General features: G+C 57.9%; 17 protein-coding genes and 1 pseudogene. 7 read left to right on the top strand and 11 right to left on the bottom strand.

Annotated elements, in window-relative coordinates:
- Window positions 1-39: 39 nt before the first annotated feature.
- Genes RBT42_RS12385 through RBT42_RS12365 form a run of 5 tightly spaced genes read right to left on the bottom strand, consistent with a single transcriptional unit; the run spans window position 40 to window position 8,261 of the window.
- Window positions 40-3,162, bottom strand: a complete 3,123-nt coding sequence (locus RBT42_RS12385) for a type I restriction endonuclease subunit R (RefSeq protein ID WP_320365555.1) — start codon at window positions 3,160-3,162, stop codon at window positions 40-42.
- Between the two features lie 23 nt (window positions 3,163-3,185).
- Entirely contained in the window at window positions 3,186-4,538 is a 1,353-nt protein-coding gene (locus tag RBT42_RS12380; RefSeq protein WP_320365553.1) for a hypothetical protein, read from the bottom strand.
- 2 nt (window positions 4,539-4,540) lie between these two features.
- A complete protein-coding gene (locus tag RBT42_RS12375) occupies window positions 4,541-5,500 on the bottom strand; it encodes a DUF5655 domain-containing protein (RefSeq protein WP_320365551.1) in 960 nt (319 codons plus the stop codon).
- Window positions 5,497-7,872 (bottom strand): class I SAM-dependent DNA methyltransferase, encoded by a 2,376-nt coding sequence (locus RBT42_RS12370; protein WP_320365549.1) that lies wholly within the window; start codon window positions 7,870-7,872, stop codon window positions 5,497-5,499. Before RBT42_RS12370 ends, RBT42_RS12375 begins: the two co-directional genes overlap by 4 nt.
- Before the next feature lie 17 nt (window positions 7,873-7,889).
- Window positions 7,890-8,261, bottom strand: a complete 372-nt coding sequence (locus RBT42_RS12365) for a hypothetical protein (RefSeq protein ID WP_320365548.1) — start codon at window positions 8,259-8,261, stop codon at window positions 7,890-7,892.
- A gap of 384 nt (window positions 8,262-8,645) precedes the next feature.
- Here RBT42_RS12365 and RBT42_RS16525 point away from each other — a divergent pair, with 384 nt between their 5' ends.
- The 3 genes and pseudogenes from RBT42_RS16525 to RBT42_RS12360 form a co-directional block, all read left to right on the top strand.
- Complete coding sequence (locus RBT42_RS16525; RefSeq protein ID WP_413785896.1) at window positions 8,646-8,837, top strand: MbcA/ParS/Xre antitoxin family protein; 192 nt, start codon at window positions 8,646-8,648, stop codon at window positions 8,835-8,837.
- A 26-nt stretch (window positions 8,838-8,863) separates the two neighbouring features.
- Window positions 8,864-9,106 (top strand): antitoxin VbhA family protein, encoded by a 243-nt coding sequence (locus tag RBT42_RS16520; protein ID WP_413785895.1) that lies wholly within the window; start codon window positions 8,864-8,866, stop codon window positions 9,104-9,106.
- Between the two features lie 348 nt (window positions 9,107-9,454).
- Window positions 9,455-9,763 (top strand): annotated as a pseudogene (locus tag RBT42_RS12360) (IS1595 family transposase); the annotation flags it as partial.
- Window positions 9,764-10,034: 271 nt separating this feature from the next.
- Here RBT42_RS12360 and RBT42_RS12355 read toward each other — a convergent pair.
- On the bottom strand, window positions 10,035-11,096 hold the full coding sequence (locus RBT42_RS12355; protein WP_320365546.1) for a TniQ family protein: 1,062 nt from the start codon (window positions 11,094-11,096) through the stop codon (window positions 10,035-10,037).
- Window positions 11,097-11,114: 18 nt separating this feature from the next.
- Here RBT42_RS12355 and RBT42_RS16515 point away from each other — a divergent pair, with 18 nt between their 5' ends.
- A complete protein-coding gene (locus RBT42_RS16515; protein WP_413785894.1) occupies window positions 11,115-12,467 on the top strand; it encodes a TniQ family protein in 1,353 nt (450 codons plus the stop codon).
- Window positions 12,468-12,557: 90 nt separating this feature from the next.
- Here the strand turns inward: RBT42_RS16515 and RBT42_RS12350 are convergent, their stop codons facing one another.
- From RBT42_RS12350 to RBT42_RS12340, 3 genes are read right to left on the bottom strand one after another with little or no spacing between them, the layout of a single operon-like run.
- Entirely contained in the window at window positions 12,558-13,796 is a 1,239-nt protein-coding gene (locus RBT42_RS12350) for an ATP-binding protein (RefSeq protein WP_320365544.1), read from the bottom strand.
- 18 nt (window positions 13,797-13,814) lie between these two features.
- Window positions 13,815-16,052: a hypothetical protein gene (locus RBT42_RS12345; RefSeq protein ID WP_320365542.1), complete on the bottom strand. Its 2,238-nt coding sequence runs from the start codon at window positions 16,050-16,052 to the stop codon at window positions 13,815-13,817.
- Window positions 16,045-16,770: a TnsA endonuclease N-terminal domain-containing protein gene (locus tag RBT42_RS12340; protein ID WP_320365540.1), complete on the bottom strand. Its 726-nt coding sequence runs from the start codon at window positions 16,768-16,770 to the stop codon at window positions 16,045-16,047. Before RBT42_RS12340 ends, RBT42_RS12345 begins: the two co-directional genes overlap by 8 nt.
- Window positions 16,771-17,221: 451 nt before the next feature.
- Between RBT42_RS12340 and RBT42_RS12335 the strand changes: the two genes are divergently transcribed.
- Entirely contained in the window at window positions 17,222-18,862 is a 1,641-nt protein-coding gene (locus RBT42_RS12335) for a hypothetical protein (RefSeq protein WP_320365538.1), read from the top strand.
- Window positions 18,863-19,285: 423 nt separating this feature from the next.
- A complete protein-coding gene (locus RBT42_RS12330; protein WP_320365536.1) occupies window positions 19,286-19,564 on the top strand; it encodes a TIGR02450 family Trp-rich protein in 279 nt (92 codons plus the stop codon).
- Window positions 19,565-19,639: 75 nt separating this feature from the next.
- On the opposite strand, the gene RBT42_RS12325 is transcribed toward RBT42_RS12330, so the two are convergent.
- Both RBT42_RS12325 and RBT42_RS12320 read right to left on the bottom strand, forming a co-directional pair.
- Window positions 19,640-20,671 carry an AAA family ATPase gene (locus tag RBT42_RS12325; RefSeq protein ID WP_320365534.1) on the bottom strand — a complete coding sequence of 344 codons (1,032 nt, stop codon included), beginning with the start codon at window positions 20,669-20,671 and terminating at the stop codon, window positions 19,640-19,642.
- The gene (locus RBT42_RS12320; protein ID WP_320365532.1) at window positions 20,656-22,203 is read right to left on the bottom strand and encodes an ATP-dependent nuclease; all 1,548 of its coding nucleotides are present in this window, start codon (window positions 22,201-22,203) and stop codon (window positions 20,656-20,658) included. Before RBT42_RS12320 ends, RBT42_RS12325 begins: the two co-directional genes overlap by 16 nt.
- A 320-nt stretch (window positions 22,204-22,523) precedes the next feature.
- Between RBT42_RS12320 and RBT42_RS12315 the strand changes: the two genes are divergently transcribed.
- Entirely contained in the window at window positions 22,524-23,681 is a 1,158-nt protein-coding gene (locus RBT42_RS12315) for a hypothetical protein (RefSeq protein ID WP_320365530.1), read from the top strand.
- Window positions 23,682-24,216 lie beyond the last annotated feature (535 nt).

The raw sequence follows: 24,216 nt of genomic DNA, 5'->3' as shown, positions 1-24,216 counted from the left end.
GTTCGTTTTCTGCCGCTTGCGCATAACCAGTTGAGTCGCTCAAAAACTCAGTGCTGGTGCACTGCGTGCTTTCTCATACACCTCAGCCAGCAACGCCTCCGCCACATCCTCGAACACCTTCGGGTTCTGCAGCGTCTGCTCCGACATGGCGTGGTGGCTGGCCAGGGCCTTGGCGATGGCCTCGCCCAGCACCAGCTTGTAGTCGCCGTTGGCGAACTGCCCAGCCGTCGGGTTTGCCTTGGCCTGCATCTGGATGCGTTCATCTGCGGCGACGTTGCCCGCCACAGCGGTAAACCAGCCGGCGACCTCGGCATCACTGTATTTGCCGGTGAAAAGGCAATGTATCTTCTTGATGATCTCAGAGAGTTTCTCGTTGGGATCATCCCATGCCTGTCCGCCACCAGCGGAGAGAGGATCAATTGCTTTGACCTCACCCTTCTCAAGGTCGAGGCCGTGCTCACGCTTGTTGACCAGCTTGTAGCCCGCCAAGCGCACCGAACCGTCAATGAGCGCCGGGTCGGCATCCTGACCACGCAGGCGAGGCAGCAGCATCTGCAAGAAGGCATGCAGCTTCTCGAGCTCCTGGTCGCCATAGTCAATCAGCTGAGAGAGGAAGTCGTAGCTGGTGACGTAGGTCGCCGCATCCCTTCGGAACAACTCCTGCTCCTCGCGACCCAGCTCCTGGTAGCGATCAAAGGCCTGCTTCAGGTGTGCCTGGAACGCTTGGTCATTGCGTGCGCTGAAGTACAGCTTGGCGAAGGCTTCCACCTCTGACCACAGATAGACGCTGGCGTTGTCCAGCTTCTCACGCAGCTGGTGTGGCAGGTTCGGGTCAGTGGTCGCTGACAAAGCGGCCGTGCGGTAGTACGGCTCAAAGGCCGCAAGGATGTCTTCTGCCTTGTTGCGGAAGTCCAGAACAAACGTCTTGGTCTTGCCAGACAAGATTCGGTTCAGGCGCGAAAGCGTTTGCACAGCCATCACGTCGTCCAGGCGCTTGTCCACGTACATGGCGCACAGCAGCGGCTCGTCGAATCCCACCTGGAACTTGTTGGCCACAAGCAAAACCCGGTACTCCTCGGTGCGGAAGGCCTCCTTGATCAGGTCATCCTTGATCTTGGGTGTGCCGCCGTTGACATCGCCCTCGTCCGCATCCTCGATTCCGTATTCCTGGTCCGTGATCTTTCCGGAATAGGCCACCAGCGCTTTGAAGTCGTGGTAACCCATGGTGGTCATGTACTTGTCGAACTCCTTCTTGTACCGCACCGCCGCCTTGCGGCTGTCGGTAACGACCATGGCCTTGGCCTGGCCGTTGAGCAAGTGCATGACATGCTTGCGGTAGTGCTCCACGATGATGGCGATCTTCTGTCCAATCGCCGTGGGATGGATCGACACGTACTTGAAAATCTTCGTGCGCGCCTTGCCGGACTTGACCTCGATGTCTTCGCCGGCCTGCTCCAGCTTGAATGCCATGTCGTAGGTCACATAGCCCTTGAGAACGTCGAGAATGAACCCTTCCTCGATCGCCTGGCGCATTGAGTAGACGTGGAAAGGCTTAGGCAGGCCATCCTTGGCCTTTCGCCCGAAAAGCTCCAGTGTCTTGGCCTTGGGCGTGGCGGTGAAGGCGTAGTACGAGATATTGGGCGGCCGCTTGCGCGCCGAGATCACCTTGGCGATCAACTCCTCGCTGCTGACCTCGCCGTCGCCTTCTTCGCCATCGTCCTTCGGAATCTCTGCTGCCTCCTTCTTCAGGCCTTCGGAGCTCAGGGCTTCACGCAGCTTGATGGCGCTCTTGCCAGATTGAGATGAGTGGGCCTCGTCGATGATGATGGCGAAGGTGCGATCCTTCATCGAGCCCATCTTGCCTAGCACGAAGGGGAACTTCTGCAGGGTGGTCACGATGATCTTGGCTTCGCCGTCCAACGCTTTGGCCAGCTGAGCTGAGTCCTCGTCGATCTTCATCACGACGCCAGGCGTGCTCTCGAACTGCTTGATGGTGTCTTGCAGCTGCTGGTCCAGCACGCGCCGGTCGGTGATCACGATGACGCTGGAGAACACCTTCTGGTTCTTGGTGTCGAAGAGCGTGGACAGCCGGTGCGCGGACCAGCCAATCGTGTTAGATTTGCCCGAGCCAGCCGAGTGCTGCACCAGGTAGGCCTTGCCAACACCTTCTTTTAGCGTGGCGTCCAGCAGCGTTTCCACGGCATCGAGCTGGTGGTAGCGCGGGAACAGCAATGTCGGCGTGAGCGTCTTCTTGCCGGTCTTGAGGTTGACCGACTCCTTGAGCTCGACCGAAATGAACTTACCAACGATGTCCAAGAAGGTCTCGCGCGACAGCACCTCGTGCCAGAAGTAGGCCGTGGCGTGGCCGCGGACCACGTCGGCCGGGTTGCCGGCACTGGCACCACCATGACCATCGGGGATGCCGCGGTTGAACGGCAAGAAGCGCGTCTTCGCACCGTCCAGCTTGGTGGTCATCCGCACCTCGTCGCTGGACAGCGCAAGGTGCACCAGCGCACGGCGGCCAAAGGTCAGCAAAGGCTCGTCTGTGTTGCTCGCTTCGTCGCGAGGCAAGCGGTCATGTCGGTACTGCTTGACCGCCTCTTCAATCGACTGGGTGGTCTCGGTTTTGATCTCGACCGTAGCCACCGGAATGCCGTTGATGAACAACACCAGGTCGATGCACTTTTCGTTGTGCATCGAGTAATGCACCTGGCGAACCACGCGCAGGATGTTCGCGTTGAAGTCATCCCACAACTTGGGGTTCAGGCTGTTTGCCGGCGCGAACTGCGCCATCTTGAACGAGGCGTTGATGTGCTTGAAGCCACGGCGCAGAAGACGCAGGCTGCCCCACAGCTGCGGGTCGTCCTTCTTGATCTGCTTGTGCTCGCGGTTCAGTTCCGCAGACAGCAGGCGAGCGAATTCCTTCTGCGCGTCGGCCTCGTTGCTGTGGTGGGCGGTGAACTTAGCCCAGGCCTCGGGCTGGGTCTTCTTCACCCAGGCGATCGCGTCTTCAGGGACAAGGGCCAGCCGACGGTCGTAGCAGGCGTCATAGGCGTGGCCCTTCTTGTACGGCAGAGGCCCATCAAAGGTCCAGCCGTGGGTGGACAGGTGCTTGCAGATCTCGTCTTCGAAGACGACTTCCTGGTGAATCGCAGTAGTCATGCGTTGAGCCTCCCTGGCCCTGGTCATTTCTTCATGTAATCGCGGACATCGATGCGGCCGAGAACGGCATCGGTGATGGTGGCGGCGCGGAGTTCGGCAAGTGCTTCAAGTTCCAATTCAACGTGAACGATGAGATCGTCTGCTCGCTTCAGCTCGGCAGTCAGTTGCTCAAGCAGTTGATCACGGACATCTTCTGGCGGCAGGACAACGGGCCACTCCTTCACATTGGTCTGGCTGATCGACGCAAGGTTGGTGCTCTGCTTAGAGTTGTTCATGAAGTAGAACTTGGCGTAGGCGGTGCGCGTCAGCGCCGAGATCCAAGGCGCCCAGGTCACATCGTCAAGGCGAACAGCGAAGACATGGTTCTGATGCAGGCATGGGGAAATCTTTCCCTCCCACACGGCACCTCGACCCAGCTTGTCATAGTCGCCGCCCTCGTTCATCAGCACATCGCCCACAGCCAAGCTGTACCGCTCAACGTCATCAGCAGCCACTTCCAAAGTCGCCACATTTGATAGGTCGATGTGCCCATCCTGAACGTTGGCAACCCGCATGTAGGGCAGCTCCAGGGTCTCTGTACTGGCGTCGTGCTTCTTGCCTTTGGCAAGGCCCGATCGCACCTGGCCGAGGTGCTTCAAGCGCTTCAATGTCCAGTCTCTCGGGATTCGAGGGATCCAGACATCGCCAGTAGGAACGAGGTTGTCGGCTGCACCGGTCAGAATCTCGGTGATGCGCGCGGACTTCAGCTCGACCAACGAGTCGAGCAGCTTCCTCTTCGCTTCGATCAACCCATCAATCCGCACCGTTTCGGCGTCGAGGTAGGAGGCGATGGCGATTTGCTCGACAGTTGGTGGAAGAAAGCATCGCTCCGCGAGGTAAGCACCGCTGTCGAGGTTCTGGATGCCGGTCGACTGCTTGATGCTGAGTTTTGTCAGGGATCGATCGTAGAGATGGGCATGCAGAAACGTCAGGAATCGCCCGTGCGCGAATTCGCGGGGCCTCATTCGTGCAACGAAGTTGGAGCAAACCGATCCGGTTTCACCTTCGAACTCTACGACCATGCCGACCGGCTGAAGTTCGCCGCCGCCAGACTTTTCGATGAGCAAGTCGCCGGGGTGCAACTCCCTCGGCGAACGCTGATCGAATGGAACTGATCTGACCGTTTGGTGGGGCAGGGTTTTCCGCTTCAGCCTGTCAAAGTCCGCGACACGGATGACCGGTGTGTCGTTCGCGTCGCCTTTCGGCTCATCGCCCCAGATGCCGTTGCTGCATCCCTCTACAGCGTCCTTGAGGCGCATTGGCTTCCAGTGCGCTGGAATGCTTTCCTGCCAAGGAATCCCTGTCTGGAGTCGATCCCGAGCATCGCTAGTTCGCATGTTCATCCTTCGTACGCTTTCTGAATCAAGCCTTTGGCCTTGTCCAGATCTGCATGGCTTTTGATCAGCACCTCAACGTCGCCAGTGCCCCAGTGCCCGATCTGACGGACGTCTCGAGAGAAGCCTTGCTCCAGCGCCACAGTCTCGGGATTGAGCTTGAGCCACAAGAACATGGCATCCTTCTTGAATCCGACGCAAGCAAAGTTGCGCAAGCGCTTGAACGCAACGTACAGCTTCAGGTCTTTGCGACTGACATCGTCGCCGAGCGATGAGACGTAGCCATCCAAGGACTCGAACAGCGCGAGCAACTCTGGCGACATCGTGGTGAACCACTGCGCCACGGTCTTGTCACCAGACGATTGCTTGGTAGCAGCCGTCGACGCTGGCACAGTGAAAGCCTGCTTTACCCCTGACGCAGCTTTCGATGCCCCTGAAGACTTGGAACTCAACGCCTGGGATACAACCGTGTTCACCTGCTCAAGAAGCAAAAGCTCGGTCCCAAACTGCTTGTAGCGAATCAGCTCGATGCTGTGATTCATCTGCTGCACGGCGTGACCGTCGTACTTGGTGAAGTCAGACGCGATACAGATCAGCCGAGGACCAGCCCAGTCAATCGCGTCCGCCACTTTTGAACCATAGCGCTTCAGGACAAGCAGTTCGAACTCTGCCTTGTGATCCATTAGCCAGTCCAGATAGAACAGGCCCTGGTTGATGACGTTCTCACCCTTGGATCGCTTGTATTCGAGGATCACAGGGCAATTGTCTTCGTCAATGCCAAGCGTATCAATACGTCCGCCGTGCGTCTTGCCCGTGGAATGCTCCGAAGCCAGAAAGCGAACACCAAGCAATGTTTCCAGGTTGTTCTCGATCAGGATCTGCAAAGGTTTTTCGAGATCTGACGCTTTGCCAGGCAACTCGGTCGCCTTGCCAGACTGAATCCGAAAGAGATTGATTTCGCTCACGCCGCCACCCCCTTCAGCATCTCCATGAACTTCTTCTCCATGGCCTCGATGTCGTGCTTGATGGCCTCACGGCTACGAGGTGCCTCGTAGACGTAGAACTCACGGTTGAAGTTGATCTCGCAGCCCACGACGCCGATCTGCCCATCGGACTCGTCGACGACGCTGGTGTTGACCCAGGCATCGGGCCAATGTGGTTTCACCTCGGCGTCGAAGTAAGCCTGCACGCCAGCGGTCACGTCGTTGCCGTGTTTGGCAATGAACGAGAACGGGATGTATTCGGCGTCTCGCAGGTCGGAGTCGGACATTGGATTGCCCTTGTCGTCGTTGACGAACTCGGCCTTCTTGTCGCGCACGCCAAATCCCTTGCGCAGTGCGTCGAGGATTTTGCCTTTGAAAGCTGTCGGCTTGATTGGTCGGCCGGCGGCCTTTTCCTCAGCGACGAAAGTTGCATCAATGGCCTTCAAGTCCGTCAGGACGGCCTCGGTGCTCATGTAGGTCTTCTCGCCAAGGCGCTCGATCAACCAACCAGTCAGGCAAATCAGGTGCTCGACATCTACCGGGGTGGATGCCTTTTTGCCGGTGAGGCTGGTGATCCAAGCGTTCTTGCGCTCTTCGGTCAACTCGTACCGCAAGCGCAGCGGCCGCTCGATGGTGACCTTGCGGTAGAAAAAGTGCGAGGTCGCAAGAGCCTTGGCCTTCAGCGCCCGGGTGCGACCACCAATCGGCACATCATCCTTCCACTCGAGGTCCTTGAAGGCGTGGAAAGCCTCGACGATGCGTCGCTGACAGTCCTCGCTCAGCTCGAAGCGCTTCTTGCCCAGGTTCTTCTTCATCAACACGCCCATGGCGGACGCATCGATGAGCATGATCTTGTCTTGGCGATCCTTCGACTTACGGTTCGAAAGGAACCACAGGTACGTGGCGATGTTCGTGTTGTAGAACATGTCCGTGGGCAGCGCCACAATCGCCTCGACGTAGTCGTGCGCCAGCAGAAAGCGCCGGATTTCCGACTCACCGCTGCCAGCGTCACCCGTGAACAGTGGCGAGCCGTTGTGCACCAGGCCCACGCGACCGCCGCCTTCACCGTTGATGAACGGGCGCATTTTGGACACGGCATTGAGCATGAAGAGCATCTGCCCGTCGGAGATGCGCGGCAGGCCCGCGCCGAAGCGACCCGCAGCGCCCTTGGCATGTTCCCTCTTCACAGCCTCCTCGGCCGGCTTCCATTCGACCCCGTAGGGTGGGTTCGACAGTTGATAGTCAAAGCGCTGGTCGGGGTGCTGATCGTCAGCGAGCGTGTCACCATTTGCGATGTCTGCCGGATCCTGACCGCGGATCAGCATGTCGGCCATGCAGATGGCGTAGGTCTCGTCTTCGAGCTCCTGACCGAACAACCTCAGCTTGGCGTTCGGGTTCAGCGTCTTCACCTTCTCTTCGGCCTCGGACAGCATGCCACCGGTGCCAGCCGTCTGGTCATACATGGTGCGGATCGCACCAGGCACGGACAGCATCTCGTCGTCACCGTCGAACAGGATGTCAACCATCAGGTGAATGGCGTCACGCGGGGTGTACTGCTCACCCGCAGGGCTTGTGTCATTGAAGCGCCGCAGCAGCTCCTCGAAGGACTTGCCCATGTCGTGGCTGGACACGGAGTACAGGTCCATCGGCACACGGCTGAAAGCCTGGACAACGTGGAAGAGTCGCCCCTTGTCGCGCAACTTGTCGACCGTGGCCATGAAGCCGAATTTCTCGAAGATGCGGCGCACGTTCGGCGAGAAGCCGTTCACCATGTCTTCAAGGTTGTCACGCAGATCGTCCGGGGCTTCCAGCAGCCCCTTGATCGTGAAGTTCGAATGGTTCCAGAAGGGGAAGCCGGTGATCGGCGCCAGGAACATGCGCAGGTCGTAGCCCTTCGCCGAGATCTCCTTGTGCTTGGCAACGACAGCGGCCTTCGTGGGCCGAAGGAGGCAGTCCAGGCGACGCAGCACCGTGAAAGGCAGGATGACGGTGCGGTATTCGGGCTCGCGGAAGGCGCCGCGCAGGATTTCGGCAGTGCGCCAGATGACGTCGGCCGTGTTTGTCTTCGCCAGGGCCAGTGCTTCGCCGAGTTGCGGCAACAGCGCTTTGGCGTACACAGCAAAGTTCTGCTTCCCATTTGTCTTCCACGAAGACTGCAGCCCTCGGAAGGCGGCAATCTCAGCGATGAGCTGTTGTGCACGCGCGGGTGCGCCCATTTCGGCGACCTCCTGCGCGAGCAACTCCAGCCGCTTGATGGCCTCCGCCTCTTGTTCGTCAGTCGAGGGCTGTGTGAGCACACCAACGAGTTCAATCACCTCGTCGAACGCGTCTTGTCCCGTGAGTTTTCGTGCCATTGAGTTCAATACCTTGTTCAGTTCGCAGACTTCGCGGCCTTGCGCGAAGCCTTGGGTAGCTGTCCAGCCTTCATTGCCGCGGACCGTTCAGGCTGTGGGGCCCTGACGAGACCTGGCTCAAAGCCGGTGGTGTCCACCGCAAAGCGGTGGCACCCTATTCGCGAGAGAAAGGACGCGACCGTCGAAAGCGCAGCGAAGACACGGACCTGGTCACGCGCGTTAGCCAGAACAGCCTGACCATCACCCAAGCTGATCTCGACGATGAAGTGCCCCTTGTGACCAACCGCCGTGATCGTTTTGGCCACGCCAGCCGCCACAAGAGCGCGCAGCGGCGCCTCCTGCAGCAGTGCAGGCAGTGGCGCGGGGGCGGAGGTGTGTTCGATTGACATGGAGACAGTATCGCAAGACTTATATGAACTGTGTTGCGAAATTCGCTCCTTGCAGCCCGTTCATTTGAATGTTGCTCAGGAAGTATCGAAGTCGATCACCAAAGTCACGGGATCGTGGAGTCGGGAACGAATGGGGCCCCGGCACGAAGACGGCTCATCACCTAAGTGCCTGTCGCGCTTGGAAATAATTTTCCATAAAAGTCCATAAAACCAGGTTGCGCACCGGTTTTACCTGCCTACAGGCTCATGGCGTGATCCCGCGTGGAGCAGTCGGACGAACTTTTGGGCTTGCCTGCCAGCAATCGGTAGAGCGCCGATCTGCGCATAACGTGCAGGCGTTGGAGACGCTTTCCTGGGTAAATACTCCCGTGCTACCCTCGAGGAATGGTCACTCGCACCGCACTCATGGCGTTAATGCGCGACGTCTTCGAATCGCCGAAGGAGGCGGAGAAATGGTGGCGTGCGCCGCACCCTATGCTCAACGGTCGATCTCCAGCAGCAACCGCACGGTCCCAACGCGGTGCTGAGCAAGTGCGCGACATCCTCATCAGCCTGCGTTTTGGTGGGGTGGTTTGAAACTCAGGCGCCGGACGTCTTTTCCAATGGGGCAAGACATGACATCGCGTAGAACGAAACAGCATCAGCTGCCGCCTGCTCCTGTCAGACGCTCTCTTGTGGAGCGTGCGGTGGGAATCTTGGCTGTCGATGGCATAAAAGTCAGCGACAGGGCTCGTGAGTTGCTGTCCCGATGTGAGGCAGGCACCTTGACCTTTGATGAGGCGCGCGCAGAGGTCATTGCACGCGCCCAGGCTATAGCTGATGCCAAGAACGTCAAGAACGATTAACTGTCAGCGCCGCCTTCCCACCGATACCTACTTGGTGAACTCGTTTGGTCTGTGAGCCAATGCTTGCTACCAAGGTTGTCTGCGGCGGTCCCAAACGCTTGCATTGGGTAGCTGGCCAGCTCCGATGGATCCGCTTTCGCGTGTGCAGTCTGGGGTTGGCGCTGGAGTCGACCCGATTCTGTGGACACATCATGTGTGGTGTTCAAGGAGTCGAGGATGCACAAAGTCCGACCGCTGTGTGGGTACTGCTGACGTGCCCCCTCATAGCCGTACCACTTGAATGGAAGCGAGGTCCGTCAACCTAGAGAATGACGGACATGAGGACGATGCTAAGCGTGGCTGCCTCCTCTCATGGCGCACACCAAGCAGCCCCTGACGACCTAGTTCCTGGCCATCTACCTCATCATTCTGGCCAAGACCGGCCTGTCGGCGCTGGCGCTCAAGCGCCAGCTTGGCGTGAGCTATTCCACTGCCTGGCAGCTGCATCAAAAGATCAACCGCGCCATGGCCAAGCAAGACGCCACCCATCATCTCAGCGGCACTGCGTAACTCGATGACGCCTACCTCGGTGGCGAGCGCACAGGTGGGAAGGTCGGTTGCGGCACTGAGAACAAGACTCCCTTTGTCGCGGCTGTCTCGGTCAATGATCAAGGGCACCAGCGCAGCGTATTACCTTCAGCCCGAAAACATCGACTTTCGGCGCACACTCAGTCAGTGTTGCTTATGTAGGCTATGCACAACAGCTTCGAACTACTACATGCCTCAGTGCGTGAAATGCACCCATCTCGCACTAAGTGCTTGTCGCATCAAGAAAGATCAAAGGGGCTGATAGTGCAAGTGCTACGTGGCATTCCAGCAGCGCCAAACCAAGTGCTAAAGCCCCGAATCGTGACTGTTGCGCCGGGGGCGCCGACGATCTACTCTGCAGTCATGTGAACTCGTCAAGGGATTCTTGGAACCGTAAATGACCGCTGATCGTATCTTGCTGGATCAAGCGTGGCCGCTGGCGCTTAACTTGGCAAGAAAAATCCGAGGACATGGCAGGAAACAGACTGTCTTCATCCTCGGTTTCGTTGAGACCGATCGACATCACCGCATCGCGCAAGAAGCCATTGACCCCATCTTCGAACAGGACCTCAGCCAAGACGATAGCCTCTCTCATGCTCTCCGTTCTGTCGAGCCCTTTAGTGAATGCTTCCACGAGCCGATGAATCGGCGAGGGGTCAGACGTGCATCGCCAGATTCGTTGCAGGAGTTTCGGATGCTTCATCAAGTCTTCTTCAAGCAACTGGCTATGACGCTTGTCGAGCCTGCGCTGCCCGTACTTGGCCTGAATTGCGCACCTCCAGACCCGGTGCCTGACTCCGATCGGGATCGGCTCATGATTGCTCGTGCAAACCTGAAATGCACGACGTGAGTACAGGAGGTCGTCATCCGGAAACTCGTACTCGTAGCGTTTAGGACCAGTGGTCGGAACTGGGAAGAACGATGCGCACTGAACGGGAATCGTGCGGTTGTGCAACCGAGACCGGTGAGTCAGGCACATGTCTACGCCGGGAATGTTGTGGGAGCGGAGCCAAGTTGCGAAGCCAAGCTTCTCTCGCTGTTCGCTGGCGCAGAAGGGACAGAACTGGATGTAAGCATCCTTCGCGGCTGTTGCTCCTGATGTGATCGGCGAAACACGAACAGATGCCAGGCTTTTTAGGCTCGCTGCTGTGCGGAACGTAGCGTAAGTCGACCGCTTCATCAGTGGCCGGTGAAAAGGAAGAACGGTCAGCTGTTCAGCAGCCAAAGAAGTCGATGCGACTTCAGCATGAGCCGAGCGAAGTGCAAGACTGACGATCACCTCTCTTGAGGACAAGGTTGGTCGAGTTCCGAATGCGGCAATGAGGAACTTGCGCCATGACTTGAAGCCGCTTTGGATGAACCAGCGGCCCACGAGTCCGTAAAGAAGCTCGTCTTCGATAGGTTCAGGACAGAAGGAAAGCATAGTTGTGAGAGGCGATCAATGAACGATAGCGCTGTGCAGAGGCTCCCCTTCTTTCCCGATTTGAAGGACGACGAGACCTTGTACAGCGTGTGCGCTCGATTCCACCGAATGTCGGGTCATCGATCTTCTGAGGTTACCTCCATGCTGCTGCTGGGACACCGAATTGGAGGCGCCCGTCAGGAGAGCAGTTTGGCCCTCGGGCACTTGTCAGAGGCTACAGGTGGGAGTGTTCCGGCAAACGAATCAACTCTTCGAACGAGAACTATCTTGGGTTCTTATCTTCCCTTCATGCTATCAACACAGCGCCATTCAGTGCTGTATCGATTGCTCAGCAAGCAGGGGGAGCAATCCATCAGGGCAAAACTCGGGCTGACTTGGAACGCAGTCACCGTTGAACACGAGCTTCGAGCCTGCCCTAAGTGCATCGAAGAACAGAACGATCAGTACGGCTTTGCATTCTGGCGATCCTCACACCAAGGCCCTGGTGTTTGGGTTTGCACTCAGCACAAGCAGCCACTTTGGGCACAGCAGCGACGGGGAGTTCGCAACGTCCGTTGGCTCGATGTTCGCTCAGCTGACCTACGCCCAAATCCAAACCTGATGCTAAGAAGGAACTTGGAACAATTCGATCGCTTGGCCGACTGTCTGGCATGGCTCACAAGCCGAACAGTCGTCGACATCGACGCGCTCGGCGCGATGGTGAGGTCGCGACTTTACTCTTGCGGCGCGGCAAGCAGCGAGGTGAAACTGAGCGTCGTAGATCAAGAATCGCTAGTCGCGAGACTACGCAGCAGATATGGCGATGCAGGAGTCAAACACCTTGATTTCCTGGCGTCACCTTCTTGGCTCATGCAGACACTACGAGATCAGAGATACGCACATCCCGTTCGGTGGGCCCTGCTTCTAGCCATCGTCGGTGGAACGCACGAAGATGAATTGAACCTTCATTATGAGCAGGCAATTCGCAGGCTCCCGGAGCTTGACTTTTTTGATTCGCGCTTTGCGCCGAGGCTTGCTCGCGCGCCGTCATTTCTCTACGACGCACTCTCAGATCCTATTAGTCTTTCGGCGGCATCGATTCGAGCACGGATGCCACTTCGCCACATTGAGGCATGGATGCGCCGTGACCCGGAGTTGGCAAGACATCGTCGTGAATCTGGCGCTTCGGTGAAGCTCAGGGCGGCGATATTGACTATCGAGGGAGCTATAGCCGCGACCCCCACAGCCAAGCGATCGGAGATCATCTCCAGGTGTCTGTGGGCCGTGAGATGGCTGGAGGCAAACGCCCCAGAGCAGGTCAACAAGGTGTTGCCGCCTACTGTCGGGATGTTTGATCCGCAACTTCGCTTGGACTTTGGCGCATCCGACTAAGCATGCGAAGCACGCTCAGCCAGCACGACCAATTTCGACGAGGTTCAAGCTAGGCGCGTCAGAGGTCGCCTGGCAGCCGCGCTAGGTAAACTAGTCGCTCGTTTCGCCCTGATGCCCGTCATTCCACTTCTTGACGGCCTCCTCATATTCGTCGATCGCAGCCCTGGACTTGGAACGACGAAGTCCCCTCAAAGCCTTGTGAAGAGGGCGTAGGCATAAATCGTAGGCATCCACGATATCGCTAATTTCGAGTGCGGCACTCCCGCGATCCAAGGCTTGAATCTGCGCTTGCTTGCACAAGAAGAGGAGAACCGATGTGATTCCGCAGCTCAGGTCAAAGAGCTTCTTCAGCGTCTTATCGTCCACGACGAGGGGTACGTCCAGCCACTGGTACTTGAGCACGGTCTGTGTAAGCCGAACGAAAAACCTATCGTCAGCTGACTTCGGGAGATCAAGCAAGAACGCCCCGCCGCTGCAGACCCGACGGGCCGCCTCGAAGCTCTCTTCAAGCATCGCGATGGCGCGCGGCGTACCGCTAAAAATGACAGGGCAACGCACCACATTGGCCAACTGAATGATCAGTTGTAGCGCAAGCTGCTTCCCCTTGGACGACTCTGCAACGCGCTGCAAGTCGTCGATGTGTAGAAGTCCTAGCCGGTGTGTCAGAGCCGCCTGGCCGAATGCAAAGATCAGCTTATCCACCGAAGACTTCAGATGTTGCGGCGTGAGTGCGCTCGGCGTTCCAACCATACCAGTAGCTTTGTCCATCTCTTCCAGCATTCTCAGCAGCAGTCCTTTCACGGATTCGCCGATTGGCGCGTCAACGCTGATCCACGAGACCTGAGTGCAGTTGAACGCGCGCCCCTGATACTCCCTGTGCTGGATAGCCTGTGGAATTGATTGAAGGACCGCCCGACACAAGCGACTCTTGCCCATTCCGCTTAGGCCGCTCAGAAACAGCATGCCGTCCATGGCGGTGCTGTTTGAGCTGGTCTTCAGAAAGGCTCCTTCGACGTTGTGCAATCGCTCTGCGTCATCCCGTGTGAATGGATTGCGCCTCGCATAGCTCTGCCTCACTAATCGATCAACGGCGCTGGCGAACGACAGCAAGGCCGGCGGCGGGAGGAAGAGCTCATCGAGGACATCGACATCGTGAACTCTCATGTAGGCGGGCTGCTGACGTGACCGTGCGAGATCAATTCGCGGAGGGCGAATCATCGATTGGATTCGATTCTCATTGCTCACAAGGGCCGGAAGCGCCTCAATCAGTGGATTACCTCGAAATCTCTCGGGCACTCCATCGACCTTGTACTCTGCAACTGTCTTCATTTCCAACTCACTTCAGTGCTATTGCTTTTCTGGGCCAAGGGCCAAATTCATGGCGCGAGTCCAGGCGTCGTCCTCGATCGGCTCCCGTGCTGCCCTTGTGGCTGCTTCAGTGGGCGTCCTTCCTTGCGTGGCTGGGATCTCGGCTTGGGCGGGTTCGTTCTGGTCTCCGCGTGCAATTGCGTCACGGCGGTTCTGCTTGATGTTGGAAACGCGTTCAGACTTCGGACGAGAATCAAGCTTCTTGGCATCTGCCGTAAGCTTGGACTCTTTGCCCACTTCCTCTGAGCGCATTCTGCGCAGCGTCGCAACCGTCGGATCTTGAGCAAGCTTGGCCTCGTCTTGACAGAGATGGATGTAGTCCTCGGTCATGCGAATGTCCTCGAGTGAGATGTCAGACTCCGAGTAATGCCTGGTGTCCACAAGTTGGACCGGGCGCAATTCATCGGATGCTTTCAAGTGGAATAGCGCCTCCAGTGGCTGATCTGGATCCAGGTATAGCAATCCCTTTCCGTCCTGGATTTGATCGAAGTACGCATCGTCTTCGGACATCCAGGGGGCAGTGAAACGGAGTCCCTCCAGCACTTCGATCCCGGTCCGGCCAACCTTGGCTTGGACTGGGCTCAGCATCCATCGCATCGCCTCTTCTCGAGTCGGATACCTTGGTGACGCATGCAATTCATCCAGGCCATATCGCCAGAAGCCAAGCGGGTTCGCTGGAACCTCCTTGCGAAGCATGGCGGTCGAAACATGCTTCGACATGTCTTTGGTCAGATTCCACTCGGCCGCCAAAGCGAAGAGGAGTCTGTACAGTCCATTGATGGTCAGAGTCGCGTCCAGGCGAACATCGCGATTGCCACGCTCGCGCATGCGCTCGCGCACCCCGCCAGGGATCCAGTGCAAGACTTGCTCATTTTGGATGCCAAAGTAGCGCTCGACCAAGCTCTTCCAATCAGCGCGATAGGGTGCTGCCAGTGATAAAGCGATGCGTGCTCGAGCGCTCATCTTGCGAGATCCATCGCTCAAGAGTTCGCCACGGTCCGCAAAGATAGTTGTGGGTTTGCATCCCTGAGGAAGTGCAGACAGCAGTTCCTTGCTCAACCCTAAGCGCTCAAAGAGCACGTCCTTGGCTGAGATGGCTCGATAGAGCGCTTTTTGTGCCTGATCCAGGCAGGGGTTCTCAAGGCCAATTTGAATGGCCACGATAAGGGAGGAGAACGCGTCGATCACAACGTAAATCGTGGGCCTGCCAATCAGTAGGCGTCGGTCCACGACGCATACGAGGTATACGTCAGCGACAGTTGAGTCGATTACGTAGCACTGACCTGGATACTCAATCTGGTCACGCGCTGTTCCAATGAGTACGCGCAGGTCCTTGGTGAAGCTCTTTCTGCCCACCTTTGCTTCGGTTTGAGCTCGAACCGTCTCTAACTTGTTCAACCAGTAGTTGAACTGCCCGTTCGTAATGTTCAACTCGGGGGCCGTCTTCCAAACAATTGTCCCGTCTGCAAGTGAGCCTGCCGGTACAGAGGCAAAATTGTCTTTCCAGCCTCTGTACATCGCAGCCTTCGTGAGCTTCGCGCGCTCGCTTAGGCTCGTCAGGTAGACCTCTACGCGCAACTTCACTTCTTCGTTGACGTTGACACCTTCCGCGCTAGGCAGGTGTCCGGTGGTCAACAATTTATTCTTGCGTCCAAGCTTCCGACCGACCTTGCGGCCTAGTGGGTTTGACGGTCGGAGAGCCAAGGCAGCGAACATGCTGGCCTTGTGAACGTCACAGTCACAAATGAAGTAGCGAGCGAGATCTCGCGCAATGGTTGTCCGGTGTACGCTGAACTGCTGCCCGAGCTTTGCGAGTTCAGAGCTGTACGATCGGGCAGCTAAGAGTCTCCTCAGGTTCTCTGGATCTGCCAGTTGCTCTGTGCGGTTTTTGATTTCCTGATAAGTCTTGTTCGCTGTGGCAGCAAGAGACTCTAGAGGGCGATCTACCCAGGATGGCAAGGTCAGCTGAGTCTTGCAGCACTCTTGTTCGGACAGACCCAACAGCCAATCGAGATCGCACTGACGTGGCGATTTGGCTGAAAGAGAGAGTCGCTTCTTTGCAGTTCCATCCTCGGGTTTTACGTTGTGCGTGAAGTCGATGGGAAAGAGGTATGCAAGTGCCAAGACCCTATCGGTCTGTACGATGCGAAAGAACCCTGAGAGTCCTGCAGTCCTCAGCGAAATGAAGTCGCCGGCTTGAAAACGATGTTCACCCATACACTTCGAGATCGATTTCCGTTTCGGTGTGGTCGGCATCGACTGCGAGGCCTGCCCCTGTAACATGTAGCGTCGGCCACACGTCGCCCCATAACAAGCGCTTGCGTGTCAGATCCATGCAGAGGTTCCCCGTTCCACAGGCCCACTTGACTTTGTCGACGACTGTTCCGTAAGCAAGACCGTCCTCGGCAGCAATCTCGCTCAGCGCTTCCTTCATGGGCCGATGGTTAGCCTTGGCAACGACTCGGTGAAGGAAAGCGCTAGGCACCAGATCCTGCCCAACCAAATTGGTTGAGGCGAACATGAGAAGGTTGCCGATTTCTACTTTGTTCGCATCACGCTCTGTGAAAACTCCCATGCGTGTACCGCGGTCGTACCAATAGGCAGCTTCAATCGCACGAAGTTCCTTCTTTCTGGAGTTGACGAGGTCTTTGGTGTATTTCACGTATACGGCAAAGCGTTTCTCGGCTGAGGCGTCAACCAATAGGTCAGTGGTCATGATGAGTGCGTCCGAGGCCGACACCCTGGGGTGCCTGATCCCGAGCGCTTCAGCGATTTCCATGGTGCCTCGCGCATCCGGGTGTTCGCTTTCGAACTCCTCCTCGACGCCTTCTAAACGGAGCGGGTACTGCTCACGGACGTCTAGCGGCGACAGCAGCTGAACCCGCAGCAAAGCCGCCCGCTCCAGGTCGCTCAGGAGGTCATGGTTTCGTTCCATGATCAATGATGGCCAGTAGTGAGATCGGCCCTGCGACGCGAAGTCATTGCGACGGATCTGAATGAACGCCGTGTATTCGGTCCCCCGGCCTTGGCCGCGTCCGTCGCGGACTGCACGAATCTGCCGCTGCAGGTTGGACCTCGGATTCACGCGCGGCCCGCTCAAGTTGACGCTCCCCGGCCAATATCAGGTGCTTTGGCGCGCGAGTCACTACGGGGCGAGGTACCCGCGGCTTTATGGAGGAGCGATGTCTTACAAGATGCGGTGATCATGTGGCAATCGTCACTTAGCCTAGTGTACTGTGCAGCAACTTAAGTGACATTAAATTGACACCCCTAGGAGACCAGCTTTGGACCATGCGAGCCTGATTGCGACGACCACGCTTGAATGCGTTGGGTGGCTAAAGCCTGCTTCTGAAAGAGGTACAAACGCATCAGACATGGCTGCATCAATGCCTGAGAGCAGTGCAGTTGCTGTTCAAGGCCGGCTCGTAGAACTTGTACGAGCCGGGATCCGGCGCCGCACTCCTGCGCGGGCGCTGAGGGAGGCTATCTTCAAGGCCATCAATGCTGCGTCTGCGGAGGTCGTTCAGGCTGTCCCACTGACAATCGCTGTCTTACAGCGTGCCTCAGTGCGATATGTGATGGAGTTTGAGACTCGTGAGGAGACGATCCACGAGATATACGACTTTGACCAATTGCCCTTCATTAGCGCAGCTTGGGAGAGCTTTCGCTGGACGGGGCACGTCCGGCAACTACCTCAGAGACAGCAAGCGTTAGTCTTTCAGGTGCTTGATGCTGAGATCGACCTAAGCAACGTGGGCGTGCATATGCAATTCGCGCAGGAAGAGGGCGACACAAAGGAGCAGGAAGCTCTGAATGCCGAGGTCGCCGCTCTCACCCTTCCGGTCACCAAGCTGCGGTCGCTTCTCTCACCTGACGCGCTGAGGGCGAAGGACGAGATTCAGAGCTCAATGTCAGCAGCTGAGATCCAGCGGTGTCCTGCGATCATTGAAACGACCGCGACACAGCCGGCCGCAGAGCTACTTTCTGCCGCATCAGCCATGGATCGTGCTGGAGACAGTCTGGCGCAAGTACTGCCTATTGATAAAGACACGCCCAAGTACCAGCGCAGGAAGGCCACTGCAGCTTGGGCCAGATTGAGCAACCTCGGCAACACGCTTCACGTCTTGGCCGTTTGGCTACGTGTACTGGCCAACGACGGCAGCTCACGTCGATGCATGCTCTGCTACCGGCACATTGGTTACCGTGGAAAGAACTTTTGCAGCCAGCACCAGAGGCAAGGCGGCAAGAGGCAGCCAGCGCGAGAGTTCCATATAGCGAGGCGGTACCCTGAGGAGCTTGAGTCTCTGTCAAAGCAGGGGCAGGACTTAAAAGCAGCTCTTGCCCAAGTGAGCGCGCGCGTACTGAGCTCAATCACTGCTGACGAGCAGTCTCAACTGCCTCAAGACCTTTTCATCCCTGAGGCGTTGGTGCGGCCTGCAGCTTTGTTGTTTAGCGCATTGCGCAGCGCGGCTCCCGCAACAGACCCCGAACTCAAAGACCATATCGAAGACACTTGGCGTCAACTGGTCCGAATCGCTTCGGAGCCATATCTCTCTTTGGGGTCGTGCAGCAGGGATGACTACGTGGTCATGCGCGTTCGGCAAGAGCAAGCTCTCCGCTGGCTGAACTGGAGCACATTCTTTCGAGCATGGTGGGCTGAGGGCTACCAAGGCCCAGGACCGGAGCCGTTCGTGCTGACTGGCCGTGCCTTCGATACGGATCATCCATGCGCACAAGGCTTCCCCGTTCCACCCAGCGAACTCGTGATGGATCTACTTCGACAACGCGCATGGTGGCGAGCAAGTTGGCGCGTTGACACTGAGGACTACCTGAGCGTGACCAAGATCGGCAAGCTCATAGCTGCAGGAAGGAGCCTGAGATCAGTTGCTGCAGAACTGGGTGTCAGTCATGAGACCGTCCGGCAAACGATGCTGCACGGCAGCATCACAGTCCCCACAGCAGATCGACGCCTCCGTCTCCGCAAGGGAACACGATCCGACTCCGCCCCCTCTCGAAAGCGGCCATAGCGGGCAAGCCGTTTACTCAATCCGAGAGCTTCATGCTTTGCCACTCGCGATGTCACTCCAATCGCGAGGTGTAAAGCGCAACGCAACATTCATAAGCTTGCGGAGAAGGCCGTCTGCAAGGCAGACCGATCAGCTGGACGCATGGCGCTTGCCTGGAAAAATAAAAACTGTAGACGGCAAAAAACAACCCGCCGAAAGACGCTCTGGCCAAAGTCTTAACGCACCAGAATTCCCAATTGGCTGACCAAGATCTTCGTCGCCAAGGACTGTTTCGCAGCGATTGCTGCCCTCCACGTTCGGCTGCGACATTTCCGGTGACAGGCATTGAGCGGTCATTGGCCCAAGCAAAGATGCAATGAGTGAAAGTCGGCTTTCTGGCGAGCAGCCGCCGATGGTTTGACGCGTGCCGCATCATCACTACCTATGAATGCAAATCCTGAACCCGAGGGTGTAACGACCTCGCCCGGCCCCCACGCGCGAAAGAACCCGCTGAGCCCGAAGAAGCTTTTGCTGACCAAGTGGACGGCGGTGAAGCCGCGCAATCGCGAGAAACACTTCGTTGTCACGAGGGTCATCGAGCCCGAGCCACCTTCGATGCGTGTCGAACAGATCGAACTGGAGGCCGTGCATTCCAAGCAGGTGTATCTGCTGCACTGGCGCGAGCTGACCGACGCGAGTGTATGGCGTCGAGGCTGGGTATGACCCGAGGCCGGTCTGGACGTCTGCTGTCTGGGTATGTGAACTTGCGCTCACGGCACGTAGCCGACGGTAGTGGCCTCACGAGCGCCTGTAGACCTTCAGCAATGACTCGGGGACGAGGGTGAGCTTGCCTCTCGCCCGGGAACAGGCAACGTACAGCTTGTTGCGTGTCTCTGGGTTGATTGTGCGGAAGCTGCCGGCTTGCAACGCCTTCACGTTCCCGGAATTCAGGACCACGCACACATCGCCGTAGCTGTCCATGCCCTTCGATGCGCCCCAGTTCTGCGAGAAGCAACCGTACTTATAGTGTTCCTTGTAGAACAGCTTGACCGTCGCCGGATCTTCGAAGAGGGCAGCCACTGTGGCTGGATCGTCCTCGAACCGCACCTCGCTGGCCCGCTCGCCATACGACTCGATCTCGACGCCGATCATCTGCGTGATGAAGTCACAGACGCTTTTGCTGCAACGGCGGCTCCGCTTGAGGCTATCGGTGTCGACTGTCAGCCGAGCCCGCTCGAACTTCTTCTTGTAGGCGCCGTAGTCGGCGTGAAGGCTTGCGTTGACGTTGCCGTCTCGACTCGTGTCGAACGTGTGCTGGTGGAAGTCGCCGACAAAGGTCATGTCCAAGCGCGCCTCGCTGATGGCCATCAGGAAGTTGAAGTCGTGCCCTCCGAAATCCTGGACTTCGTCCACGAGGAACACATCGAAGTACTTCTCTATCCGCGCCACCACGGCGCCGTGCAGGCCGCACTGCTCGATGAACTTGGCGAGCCGGTTGGCATGCAGCCAGCGGCCAGCCGTCATGTAGCGCCGGTCATCGGTCAGGGGGTAGTTCGGAAACCGCTCGGGCGCGCTGAACGTGATGCCCCGCGTGTCCTTCCTGGATCGCAGGAACGGCCGGTAGCAAAAGCTATGCAGGAAGCTGAAGTAGGTGTAGATCGCGATGTTGGGCGGCATGTAGCCGAAGCGCTCGATGACCTTGGCCCGCAGGTTGTCGTAATTGGCATCGGTGTAGGTGACCAGCAGGAAGCGCCGCGCCTCGTCCAGCGAGGCGATCAGGCTGGTGGTCTTACCCGAGCCGGCGACCGCGAAAACTACGCGCTTATCCATGCCACCGCCTGCCGGATGTAGCCCGGAACAGCTAGCAGAGCCCCCTTCTTCTCCAGCAGCTGGAATGCGGCATCGGTTTTGTTCTTTAGCATGTAGTCCTCGACGCTCAACTTCTTGCGCCCCGGCGCGAACAGCTCGTCGCACACCGCCTGGTTGTCACGGTACATGCAGACCTCGAAGGTGTGCCGGGCGCTGTCCGCGTCGGCGAAGACCTGGATGGAAGCGGAGATATGGTCGGCGTAGTTCGCCACGCAGTTGGCGGCGTAGTCGCCGTCGTTGTCACGGATGGCCGCCACCTTGATACCCAGCAGCTTCGCCAGCTCCAGGTAGCGCTTGAAGCTGGTGCCGTCGACCGAGATCACATGGACGCCATCAGCGTCGTGGTTGTGTCCCGGCGCACTGAGCTTGTAGAGCGCCTCCATCAGGATGAATTCGGCATCGCCTTCCACCAGGATCGCCTTCTTGCACAGTGCCAGTTCCAGTACGTTGTTGTCCGGCGCCTTCATGAAGAACTCTGCCGTGCCTTGGCTTAGATTGTTGAGGCTCGCCGGCAGCGACGGGTTCTCCTCGCTCAGGATCAGCACCTTCTTTAGGTTCAGGCGCGTGGCGATGAAGCTGCTGTGGGTAGCGACGAAGAGCTGCTTTTTCACCGAGGCCCGGATGCGCTCGATCAGCTTGCGCATGTGGACGTGGCTGAGGTGGTTCTCTGGTTCCTCCAGCAGCAGAACGTCCAGCGCATACTCCTGATTGCGCAACGCGAACTCGGTCTTGATGAAGCACTGGCGGCCCTTGCCTTTGCTGTCGACCGGGATGTCGTCCTCGGTAAGGATGATGTCAGTCTCTACACTGGCCTTGGGGCTCGTACGGACATCAAACTTGTAGTCCTTCAGCGCGTCGTTCATCGCCTTGAAGGCTTCATCCCTAAATTTCGCCTTGGCCTTGCGGTACTCAAAGCCGTGCTGGTTACGCTGCGCGACGGTCGCATGCGCGGCGTACATCGCGCGCGTGTACTCGCGCGTGGCGTACTCATTGTTGATCTGCGAGCTGTCGATCAGCAGGTGCCGCAGCGGCTTCTTGTGGGGAAAGACCGCCTCGTCGGTAAACGTCTGGAAGTGAATGCCGTAATACTCGAACGGGAAGTTGTCGTGCTTCTCGGCCAGGATCGCCTGGATCTCGCGCGTGTATTCGTCGGCCGGCCGGCACACCATTTTGATGCCCAGGTGGTCGACGCCTTTGCTGTTGTTACGGCCGTCCAAGTCATGGCGCCTCGGCAAGTCATCGAAATAGACTTCAATCAATAGCTCGGGCAGGTCTGCTACCTTGCGGCCGCCGGCCAGAAACTCCGCAATGCAGTCGGCGTTGAATAGGGCCTCGATCCCGATGCTCTCGACCTTGCTGCGACTGGCGCTGAGCACGATGTCCATCGCCTGCAGCACCGAACTCTTGCCAGCCTCGTTGCCGCCCACCAGGATGTTCAGCTCAGGGTCGAACTCCAGCTCCAGGGTCTTGAAGCGCTTGAAGTTCTTAAGCACCAATCGTCTTATTATTCCCACTTCTCATTGCTCCCATTCCGAGTTCGGATCTGCAATCCCGGCATTGCTGCCAGGGATGGCGCGCACAATCGGATGAATGCAGATCCACAAAGCTGGATGGTAGCTGCGCAACGACTGCCGCTCAGTCCTGGCGTTTGGAGCGATTCTACAAAGGCCGCGCTCCAACCTGGTGTGGCCTGCCGTGTAGACCGACTGGAGCCCTGTGGGTCGCACACCGGCAGCCCTTCTTTCCCTTCGTCTTTCACCCTTGATGGCCGAACCCCTTCTGCAGCTGTCTCGGACTAGAGTGAGGATGTGGCATGGCACTGGACTTGTTCGCTGAGACGGGGAAGCCCGCTTCCCAACTACACCCTCAGTTCGTCCACCTTCGAGACCTGGAGCGGTACGAGCCAGCCCGTGGGGTTCTTCGAGAGCTGCAAGAAGCATTCGATGACCCAGACGGCAACTTCGTTGAACAGTTCCAGACGACCGGCTTCGATTCAAGAACCTTTGAGCTGTTCCTCTTCGCCATGTTCAAGGAGCAGGGGCACACGATAGACCGCAGCCATGCAAGACCGGACTTCTTGCTTGGCAAGCATGGGCAAACTGTCGCCGTCGAAGCAGTGACGGCGAGTGTGCCGGCGGTCGGCGGCATACAACCCTACTTCTCATTGCCAAAGGCCCAGACCACGGAGGAACTGCTCGCATACATCCGTGACAGCTTGCCAATCCGCCTTGGCAGTCCTCTCTTCAGCAAGCTGAGGCAGCAGTACTGGCTTGAGCCTCACGTTCAAGGTCGGCCATTTGTCTTGGCCATTCAGGATTTCTCCGCGCCAGGTTCACTCCTTCACTCATCGGCTCCGCTGAGCCGTTACCTAAATGGCTTTGAGCAACGTTGGTATCACGACGACGAAGGTAAATTAATCATCACCGAGGAGGGCGTGAAAAGCCACGTAGCAGGGGCGAAGCGGATTCCCTCCGGCTTCTTCCACCAACCAGATGCACAAAATATCTCGGCAGTACTCTTCTGCAACACAGGTACGGTCCCCAAGTTTGGCCGTATCGGACATCAGGGCAAGTATCGCAGCGCTGCGGTACGTATGGTTCGCTCAGGCGTTTGCTACCGACACGACCCGAATGCTGCGTGGCCACTTCCTTTTGCCTACGAAGTGGGCGACCTCAAATTCGCCCTGGAGAGTTGGCGGCAAGGCACGGTGCTCATCCGCAATCCGAACGCCGTAAATCCGCTGCCAGACGAGTGGCTCGGAGCAGCGGTGGAGGAGGACGTTGTCGACGGACGGGTCGTTAGCACCTTCGCCGAAAAGTTCCTCCCATACAGGTCAATCACCCAGATGCTCTCAGGGGAGGCCAGGGACTCGGAGGTCGCCGCTCTGATTCAAGTTGAACTGATGCGCGAGGCGCTGGCGCGACGTGAGATGTCGGAAGCACATGTAGCTTCTTCAAAGCCATCTCGTTAAAACAGGCAGGTTACTGAGGGCTGCCCGCCGTCGAAGGCTGCAGACGGGCTTGGTACTCGCAGGCGGGCGCGCGATGAAGGTGCCGACGATGGGCAAATCTGAAAAGACGCTGTCATCTTGTACGCCGCCGCAACGTAGTGCGGTAGTGCGCACCGATGACCAGCATGTCGTCGAACAGGTAGATGCCGTCCGGTGGGACTTGCGGTGACCGGGTACAAGCTTGGCGAAGGGCTGCAATGGGTCGAGATCTGCTCTCTGCTCAGCGTAGCAGCGGTCGTTCGACAGTTGCAGAGCCTGCCGCAACGGACGAGCAACCGGTCCAGAGTTCGCAGCGGTCATCGGGAGCACCGACCCGTTGAATCCGCCGACAAACGCCGACGCTCAACCGCCGCGTTCGAGTGACGGCAACCAGCCTGGAGCCGCTGCAACCGACCGTTTTCCGGCGGCATCGGGCTGCTAATAGCACCAAAGACACGTGTTCATGCCCCCCGCCGCAACTCCCTGACTCCACGCCCCAGTTTGCGACGTAAGAGGG

This window comes from Aquabacterium sp., from assembly GCF_034003525.1.
In the GTDB taxonomy this organism is placed as follows: Bacteria; Pseudomonadota; Gammaproteobacteria; order Burkholderiales; family Burkholderiaceae_C; genus Aquabacterium.
The sequence above is the reverse complement of the archived record's forward strand: the minus strand, read 5'-3'. Positions and strand labels throughout refer to the sequence as shown.